General features: G+C 73.4%; 6 protein-coding genes. All 6 read right to left on the bottom strand.

Annotated features, from left to right (window positions below; genetic code table 11):
• Nucleotides 1-99 precede the first annotated feature (99 nt).
• The 6 genes from M8316_RS18880 to M8316_RS18855 all read right to left on the bottom strand — a co-directional run bounded on the left by M8316_RS18880 (nucleotide 100) and on the right by M8316_RS18855 (nucleotide 8,732).
• On the bottom strand, nucleotides 100-789 hold the full coding sequence (locus M8316_RS18880; RefSeq protein ID WP_250057202.1) for a sirohydrochlorin chelatase: 690 nt from the start codon (nucleotides 787-789) through the stop codon (nucleotides 100-102).
• Nucleotides 786-1,952, bottom strand: a complete 1,167-nt coding sequence (locus M8316_RS18875) for a uroporphyrinogen-III synthase (protein WP_250057200.1) — start codon at nucleotides 1,950-1,952, stop codon at nucleotides 786-788. Before M8316_RS18875 ends, M8316_RS18880 begins: the two co-directional genes overlap by 4 nt.
• A 35-nt stretch (nucleotides 1,953-1,987) precedes the next feature.
• Nucleotides 1,988-2,356 (bottom strand): nitrite reductase small subunit NirD, encoded by a 369-nt coding sequence (gene nirD / locus M8316_RS18870; RefSeq protein ID WP_250057198.1) that lies wholly within the window; start codon nucleotides 2,354-2,356, stop codon nucleotides 1,988-1,990.
• On the bottom strand, nucleotides 2,353-4,923 hold the full coding sequence (gene nirB / locus M8316_RS18865; RefSeq protein WP_250057196.1) for a nitrite reductase large subunit NirB: 2,571 nt from the start codon (nucleotides 4,921-4,923) through the stop codon (nucleotides 2,353-2,355). The genes nirD and nirB overlap by 4 nt, the downstream gene beginning before the upstream one ends.
• Nucleotides 4,924-5,088: 165 nt before the next feature.
• Complete coding sequence (locus M8316_RS18860; RefSeq protein WP_250057194.1) at nucleotides 5,089-6,642, bottom strand: FAD-dependent oxidoreductase; 1,554 nt, start codon at nucleotides 6,640-6,642, stop codon at nucleotides 5,089-5,091.
• Nucleotides 6,639-8,732 (bottom strand): molybdopterin oxidoreductase family protein, encoded by a 2,094-nt coding sequence (locus tag M8316_RS18855; RefSeq protein ID WP_308196055.1) that lies wholly within the window; start codon nucleotides 8,730-8,732, stop codon nucleotides 6,639-6,641. The genes M8316_RS18860 and M8316_RS18855 overlap by 4 nt, the downstream gene beginning before the upstream one ends.
• Nucleotides 8,733-8,738: the final 6 nt, after the last annotated feature.

The following is an 8,738-nucleotide window of genomic DNA, read 5'->3' as shown; positions in this document are numbered from 1 at the left end:
CGGGCTCGCCGGCCCGGGGGGGGGCCCCCCCCCCCCCCGTGGGGGGTTCCGCGCGCCCGAACCCACGAATGTGGTGGGTCGTACCGCGGCGGCCCCGGCTCAGACGTGGGCCGCCAGCTGGGCAGCAGCCCGTTCGACGACCACGTCCACGGCGAGCGGGTGGGTGCCGAGGACGTCGCCGACGGGCCCGGCTCCGGCAGCCGCGGCGGTCTCGGCGACCCGGCGGCTGAACAGGCCGGGGCTGAGCAGGTAGAGGGAGACCGCGTCGCCGGCCTGGACGACCTCCTCGGGTCGCTTGCCGTACCCCGAGATCGTCGCCAGCCGCACGGGGGCGTCCCAGCCCTCCTGCAGGTACCGGGTCGCGGCGCGCAGGTCGCGCCAGCCGAGCGGGTCGGTGGAGCCCGCGGCCACCATCGTCACCGGCTGGCCGGGCCGGGCACCGGCCTCGAGCAGCCGGTCGACCTGGGCCAGCGCGAGCTGCGGGTCGGGGCCGAGCGGACGGCCCAGGGCCACGTCGGCGTCCTCCGGCGCCAGCGCGCACGCCTCCGGCACGTCGTGGCGCACGTGGTAGCCGGTGGAGAGCAGCAGCGGGACGACGGCGACGGGCCCGTGCACCCCGCGCATGACGTCGGCCAGCAGCGGCTCGGAGAGCTCGACGTAGGCCGCGACCGCCTCGACGCCCAGACGCTCGGCCGCCGCGGCGGTGAGGCGGCGGGCGTTCTCGTTGCCGCCCGCGCGGCGGGTGCCGTGCGCGACGGTGACGAGTCGGGGCGGACGCGGCGTGGTCACTGCTCCACCGCCAACCGGTACCCACGCTTGACGACGGTCTGCACGGCCCGGGTGCCGAGGGCGGCGCGGAGCCGGGCGACGGCCATCTCGACGGCGTGCTCGGAGCCCGCGGTGCCCGAGGGCAGCTGGGCCAGCAGCGCGCGACGCGGGATGACGTTGCCGGGGTTGGCGACGAGCGCCGCGAGCACCGCCATCGGGGCGGGCGACAGCTTCACCTCGGTGCCGTCCAGCAGCACCGACTCACCGTGCATCAGCAGCTGGTGCCCGCCGACCAGCTCGAGGGTGAGGCCCTCCTTGCGCGAGGGCAGCTCGGCCTCCATCAGCTTCACCATGGCGGCCAGCCGCGAGCGGTCGGGCGGGTAGATGGTGGGCACGCCCCACAGCTCGAACGCGGCCGCGGTCACCGGGCCGACGCAGACGGCCACCACGTCCGCCTGGAACGCGCTGATCACGTCCTCGCGGCGCCCCATCGAGGTGGCGGCGTCCATCAGGGCGGCGACGGCCGGCGCCGAGGTGAAGGTGACCGCGTCGAGCTCGAGGTCGGCCACGAGGTCGACCATGCCCAGCATCGGCGTGGGGTCCTCGGCGGTGACGGTGCGGTAGACCGTGACGACGTCGACGGACGCGCCCTGGCGACGCAGCGCGTGCCCGACCATCGACAGCGACTGACCGTGCTCCTGCACGAGGATGTTGCGGCCGGTGAGGTCGCGTCCGCGCAGGTGGTCGAGCACGTCCTCGAACAGCTCCGACTCCGGCGACCACAGCTCCCGCAGGCCACCGGCGCGCAGGGCGCCGACGCTCTTCGGGCCACGGGCGAGGATCTCGGCCGGCCGGAGCGCCGCGACCAGCTGCTCACGCAGCCCGAGCTCCTCGGCGGTCTCGAACCACTGCCGCATGCCGATGCCGGTGGTGGCCACGAACATGTCGGGCGGGTCGGCGATGACCTTCTCGGTGGCGGCCCGCAGGTCGGCCAGGTCGACCCGGTTGGGGTCGCTGGAGAGCGCCGGGGCGTGCACCACCCGGGCGCCGCGCCGCGTCATCAGCGCGATCTGCTCGTCCGCCTTGCGGGCCGCGGTCACGCCGATGCGGAACCCCGCGAGCGGGCCCGCGACGGCCTGCGTGCTCGGGTCCGCGGTCTCGTCCTCCGTCAGCAGTCCGGTCATCGGCTCCCCCTCCGAGATCGGGCCGGCACCCTCGTTCATGCCGGCGTGCGCTTCGCCCCCACGAGGACCACCCCGCCGTCGACCTTGACGTCCCAGGTGTCCACCCGCACGGCCTCGTCGTCGAGGCACACCCCGTCGACCAGACGGAAGGGCTGCTTCTTCATCGGCGACGCCACGAAGGGCACGCCGCTGCGAGTACCCACGATGCCACGCGAGAGCACGGAGGCACGAGCGAAGGGACACACGTTGGACAGGGCGTAGACCTCGTCGCGGTGGTCACGGAACAGGGCGACGGCCTCCCCGCGGACCAGGGCGGCCACCCCTGCCTCGGCGGGCACCTGCTCGAGCCGGCAGACCGGCTCCCACTCGTCGGTGGTGGTGTGGTCGGGCAGCGTGGCGGTCATCGGGAGGCTCCCACGGGGATCGTCGTGCCGAGCAGGACCGGGGCGTCGTGGTTCTCGGGCCGGATCTGGTCGCGCTCGGTGGTGAAGGTGATGTTGGGGTCGGGCGTGCCGGGGGCGTTGACGAAGGACACGAAGCGCTCCAGCTTGCGGGGGTCCTTCAGCGTCGCCGCCCACTCGTCCTCGTACGTCGCGACGTGGCGCTCCATGGACTCCTCCAGCTCGGAGCCGAGGCCGAGGACGTCGTCCACGACCACGGCCTTGACCCGGTCGAGCCCGCCCTCGAGGGAGTCGATCCAGGGAGCCGTGCGCTGGAGTCGGTCGGCCATCCGGACGTAGTACATGAGGAACCGGTCGAGGTAGCTGATCAGCGTCTCGTCGTCGAGGTCGCCGGCCAGCAGCTGGGCGTGGGCGGGGTTCATGCCGCCGTTGCCGCCGACGTAGAGGTTCCAGCCCTTGTCGGTGGCGATGACGCCGAAGTCCTTGCCCCGGGCCTCGGCGCACTCGCGGGCGCAGCCGGAGACCCCGCCCTTGAGCTTGTGCGGGGAGCGCAGCCCGCGGTAGCGCAGCTCCAGGCGGATGGCCATGGACACCGACTCCTGGACGCCGTAGCGGCACCACTCCGAGCCGACGCAGGACTTCACGGTCCGCAGGGACTTGCCGTAGGCGTGGCCGGACTCGAAGCCGGCGTCCACGAGGCGGCCCCAGATGGCGGGCAGGTCCTCCATGCGGGCACCGAACATGTCGATGCGCTGGCCGCCGGTGATCTTCGTGTAGAGGCCGAAGTCGCGGGCGACCTCGCCGATCACGATGAGGCCCTCGGGCGTCACCTCCCCGCCGGGGATGCGCGGGACGACGGAGTAGGAGCCGTTCTTCTGGATGTTGGCCAGGTAGGCGTCGTTGGTGTCCTGCAGGCCGGCGTTGGTGCCGCCGAGGACGTGCTCGTTGAACTGGCTGGCCAGGACCGAGGCGACGGTGGGCTTGCAGATGTCGCAGCCGCGGCCGGTCCCGTGAGCCTCGAGGACCGCCTCGAAGGTCGTGTAGCCGTGGATCTTCACGACCTCGAAGAGCTCGGCTCGCGAGATCGCGAAGTGCTCGCACAGGGCCTTGGAGACCTCGCGGCCGGTCTTGGCGAAGTGGTCCTCGATGATCGCCTTGACGCTGGTCACGCACGAGCCGCAGGTGGTGCCGGCGTTGGTGCAGCTCTTGACGGAGGCCACGTCCTCGCAGCCGTCCTCGACGGCGTGGACGATGTCGCCCTTGCTGACGTTGTTGCACGAGCAGATCTGCGCCTCGTCCGGCAGGGCTGCCACGCCGCCGCCGGTCGACCCGCCGCGCGAGGCGGGGAGGATGAGCTCCTCGGGGTTCTCCGGCAGCGCAATGCCGCTGGAGACCATCGGACGCAGGATGCCGTAGGCGGCCGCGTCGCCGACCAGGATGCCACCGAGCAGGCGCGTGCCGTCCTCGGTGACGACGAGCTTCTTGTACACGCCGGCGACAGCGTCGGAGTAGACGAGCTCCAGCGAGCCCTCGGTGGCCGCGAAGGCGTCACCGAAGGAGGCCACGTCGACGCCGAGCAGCTTGAGCTTGGTGGACATGTCGGCGCCGGTGAAGCGACCCGGGCCGTCCAGCAGGGCGTCCGCGACGACCTCGGCCATGTCGTAGCCGGGCGCCACGAGGCCGTACATGCGACCGGCGGGGGCGGCGCACTCGCCGATCGCCCAGATGCGCTCGTCGGAGGTGTGGCACTGGTCGTCGACCAGGATGCCGCCGCGCTCGGCGATCTCCAGGCCCGACTCGCGGCCCAGGACGTCGCGGGGCCGGACGCCGGCGGAGAAGACGACGACCTGGGCGTCGATCTTGTAGGAGTCCTTGAGCTGGAGGCCGTCGACGCTGCCGCTCTCGCCGGCGGTGATCTCCTGGGTCATGACGCCCGCGTGGACGTTCACGCCGAGCTTCTCGATGTGGCGCACCAGCGTGGAGCCGCCGGCCTGGTCGAGCTGGACCGGCATGAGGCGCGGCGCCATCTCGACGACGTGGGTCTGCAGGCCCAGCTGCACGAGCGCGTTGGCCGCCTCGAGGCCGAGCAGGCCGCCGCCGATGACGATGCCGGACGTGGCGGTGTGCGAGGCCTCGCGGATCGCGTCGAGGTCCTCGATGGTGCGGTAGACGAACACGCCGTCGTGCTCCCGCCCCGGGACCGGGGGCACGAACGGGGCCGCGCCGGTGGCCAGCACCAGCTGGTCGTAGCCGAGCACCGTCTCGGTGCCGGAGACCTTGTCGCGGGCCGTGACGGTGCGGGCGTCGCGGTCGAGCGAGACGACCTCGGTGCTGATCCGCAGCTCGACCGCGTCGTGGTCGTAGGACCCGCCCGGCAGCAGCGAGAGCTCCTCGGCGCAGGTGGCCGAGAAGTAGGAGGTGAGGGCGACGCGGTCGTAGGCCGCGCGGGGCTCCTCACCGAGGACGACGATGTCGTAGGTCTCGGTGAGGCCCCGCTCGACGGCGGCCTGCACGAACCGGTGGCCGACCATGCCGTGGCCGACGACGACGAGGCGCTGGCGGTTGCTCATGGGGTGTCTCCTGCTGCGGCGGACCGCGGACGAGTGGGGCTGACAGGTACCAGGTTGCGTGGCGGGGGTTGCCCCTCCGTCACGTCGGACGGTGCTTCTCGTGACATCTCGCTCACTGCCTCACGGCCCTCACGACCTCACGTGAGGACGCCGTGAACGTGCAGGTCAGACGCTTGTGAAGGCGGCGTGAGGGCGCGTGCCGCCCGTGCCGCCCACCGGTGCGCCGAGCTTCTCGGCGAGCAGGTCGCGGCAGGCGTTCGCGCAGCCGCCGCAGCCGGTGGTGGCGCGGGTGGACTCCTTGACGTGCTCCAGGGAGGTGCACGCCCGGATCGCTCCGGCGGTCACGCCGGCGCAGGCGCAGACCTCCGCCTCGTCGGGCAGGACGGTCGGGGTCGGCACCACGTCGGGCAGCAGCAGGTCGCCGTGCTCCTTGATGCCGAGCACCGTGCCGTGATCGTAGTGCTGGGTGATGATCCCGACCCGCGAGAGGTCCCCGACCAGCGAGGCCGCGACGATCCGCCCGTCCTGCACGATCAGCCGGCTGTGCTTGCCGGCCAGCGGGTTGGAGACCTCGACGACCTCGCCGTCGGCCCCCACCGGGTCGCCGAGCACGGCGACGTCGAGGTCGGTGGCACGCAGCCGCGCGACGACGCGGGAGCCGGCGTGGGTGACGTCCCCGCCGCAGAGCCGGTCGGCCAGCACGGTCGCCTGCTCCCAGGCCGGGGCGACGAAGCCGTGGACGACGCCGCCGTGCTGGGCGCAGTCGCCGATGGCGCTGATCCGGCCGTCGGTGACGGAGGTGAGGGTGTCGTCCACGACGATCCCGCGGCGCACCTCGAGGCCCGCGCCCCGCGCCAGGGCGGTGGACGGGCGGCCGCCGGCGGTGAGCACCACCAGGTCGGTCTCGAGCACGAAGCCGTTGTCGAGCTGCAGGCCGACCGGGCCGTCGTCGGTGACCGAGCCGCCGCCGGGCGGGTCGACGAGGCGGGTCACGCGGGCCCCGGTGTAGACGGTGGTGCCGAGCTTGGTGAGGCTGCGGCGCAGCACCTTCGCGCCGGCCTCGTCCACCTGCCGCGAGAGCAGGTGCTCGGTGGCCTCGACGACCTCGACCTGCAGACCGCGCAGCGACAGGGCCCGCGCGACCTGGAGGCCGAGGAGCCCGCCGCCCACCACCACGGCGCGCGAGCCGGGGCGGGCCGCGACGGCCTCGTCGAGCCCCTCGCAGTCGGCGACCGAGCGGAAGGCGTGGACGCGGGGGTGCAGCGAGCCGTCGTGCCTGATCAGTCCCCGCATCGGCGGCAGCGTCGGGATCGAGCCCGTCGCCAGGACGAGGCGGTCGAAGGGAATCGTGGTGCCGTCGACGAGCATGACGTCGCCGTAGTCGCGGTCGACCGCGAGGACGCGGGAGCCCAGCCGCAGGTCGATGCCGTGCTCGGCGAACCAGTCGCCGCGACGCAGGGTGATCGCGTCCCGGTCGTGGGTGCCCTCGAGCACCGCGGAGAGCAGGATGCGGTTGTAGGCGGGGACCTCCTCGTCGCCGAGGACGGTCACGTGGCCGGGGTAGCCGTTCGCCACCAGCTGCTCGACGAGCCGGGTCGCCGCCATCCCGTTGCCGACCACCACGAGCCGTTCGCGGCCGCCCCGCTGGTCGATGGTCCCGGCGTCGATCTCGGCGTCGATGTCGGCGTCGATGTCGGCGGTGATGTCGGGGGTGCTCATGCCTGGGCCTCCACAGCTGCTGCGCACACCTTGAACTCGGGCATCCGGCTGGCCGGGTCGAGCGCGTCGTTGGTGAGCCGGTTGACGCCGAGCCAGTGGAACGGCGCGAAGACGGTGTCGTGACGGATGGTGGGCACCACCCGGGCGGGGGCCTGGAGGCGCCCCCGCCGGGTGGAGACGGTGACGGGGTCGCCGTCGGCGATCCCGAGGCGGGCGGCCAGCACCGGGTGCATCTCCAGGAACGCGCCGTCGTCCGGCAGGTCCGTGATGCGACGGGTCTGGGCGCCCGACTGGTACTGAGCCAGGATGCGGCCCGTCGTGAGGTGCAGCGGGTACTCGGCGTCCACCGGCTCGGCGGTCCCGCGGTGCTCGACCACGTGCATCCTCGCGCGGCCGTCCGGGTGGGCGAACCGCTCGGTGAACATCCGCGGGGTGCCGGGGTGGGCGGGGCTGGGGCAGGGCCAGAAGACGCCCTGCTCGGCGTCGATCCGCTCGTAGCTGATCCCGGCGTAGTCGGCCTTGCCGCCGGCGGAGGCCCGGCCGAGCTCCTCGAAGACCTCCTCGGGGTCGGTCGAGAAGGTGATGGGAGCCTTGAGCCGCTCGGCCAGGCCCGAGATCACGTCGAGGTCGGAGTGGACGCCGCGGGGCGGTGCGACCGCCTGGCGGCGCAGGATGACCCGGCCCTCGAGGTTGGTCATGGTGCCGGTCTCCTCGGCCCACTGGGTGACGGGCAGGACGACGTCGGCCATGGCCGCGGTCTCGCTCATCACGATGTCGCACACGACCAGCAGGTCCAGGCTGTTCAGCCGGTCCTCGACGTGGGTGGCGTTGGGCGAGGAGACCACGATGTTGGAGCCGAAGACGAGCAGCGCCTTCGGGCCCGCGTCGGTGCCCAGTGCGTCGAGCAGCTCGTAGGCCGAGCGCCCGGGCCCGGGCAGGCTGTCCGGGTCGACGCCCCAGACCCCGGCGACGTGCTCGCGGGCGGCCGGGTCGACCAGCATCCGGTAGCCGGGCAGCTGGTCGTTCTTCTGACCGTGCTCGCGACCGCCCTGGCCGTTGCCCTGGCCGGTGAGGCAGCCGTAGCCGGCGAACGGGCGGCCGGGCAGGCCCAGCGCGAGAGCCAGGTCGAGCCAGGCCAGCACGGTGTCGGAGCCGGTGGCGTGCTGCTCGGCGCCCCGGGCGGTCAGGATCATCACCTTGCGGGTGGAGACGACCAGGTCGGCCAGGGCGCGGAGCTCGTCCGCGGAGACGCCGGTGACGCGCTCGACGCGCTCGGGCCACCAGGCCGCGACGCTGTCCGCGACGGCCTGGAAGCCGTGCGTGCGGGACTCCACGTACTCGGTGTCCACGTGACCGCCGGCGATCACCAGGTGGAGGAGGCCGAGGGCGAGGACGAGGTCGGTGCCGGGGACGGGCTGGACGACGACGTCCGCCCGCTCCGCGGTGGAGGTGACGCGGGGGTCGATGACGACGACCTTGCCGCCGTTGTCCCGGCAGCGGTCGAGGTGCCGCGCGGCCGGCGGCATCGTCTCGGCCATGTTGGACCCGACGAGCAGGACGAGGTCGGCCTGCTCCACGTCGGCGAGCGGGAACGGGAGACCGCGGTCGACGCCGAACGTGCGGGTGCCGGCGGAGGCGGCCGAGCTCATGCACCAGCGCCCGTTGTAGTCGATCTGGCTGGTGCCGAGCGCGACGCGGGCGAACTTGCCGAGCTGGTAGGCCTTCTCGTTGGTGAGGCCGCCGCCGCCGAAGATCGCGACGCCGTCCTTGCCGTGCTCGTCCTGGATGCCGGCGATCCGCCCGGCGACCAGGTCGAGGGCCTCGTCCCAGGTGGCTGCCGCCAGCGCGCCGGTCTCCCGGTCGCGCACCAGGGGCGTGGTGAGTCGCTCGCGAGAGCCGCGCAGGCCCGCCGACGTCCAGCCCTTGCGGCACAGGCCGCCCTCGTTCACCGGGAACTCCGCCCACGGCAGCACCTCGAGCGTCGGCCGACCGGCGGCGCGGCCAGGCTGGAGCTTCATGCCGCACTGCAGGGAGCAGTAGGGGCAGTGGGTGTTGACCGTGGTGTCGGGACCGGTGCTGAGCGTGGTCACGGGAGC

The organism is Nocardioides bruguierae (assembly GCF_023554635.1).
Taxonomy (GTDB): domain Bacteria; phylum Actinomycetota; class Actinomycetes; order Propionibacteriales; family Nocardioidaceae; genus Nocardioides; species Nocardioides bruguierae.
The sequence above is the reverse complement of the archived record's forward strand: the minus strand, read 5'-3'. Positions and strand labels throughout refer to the sequence as shown.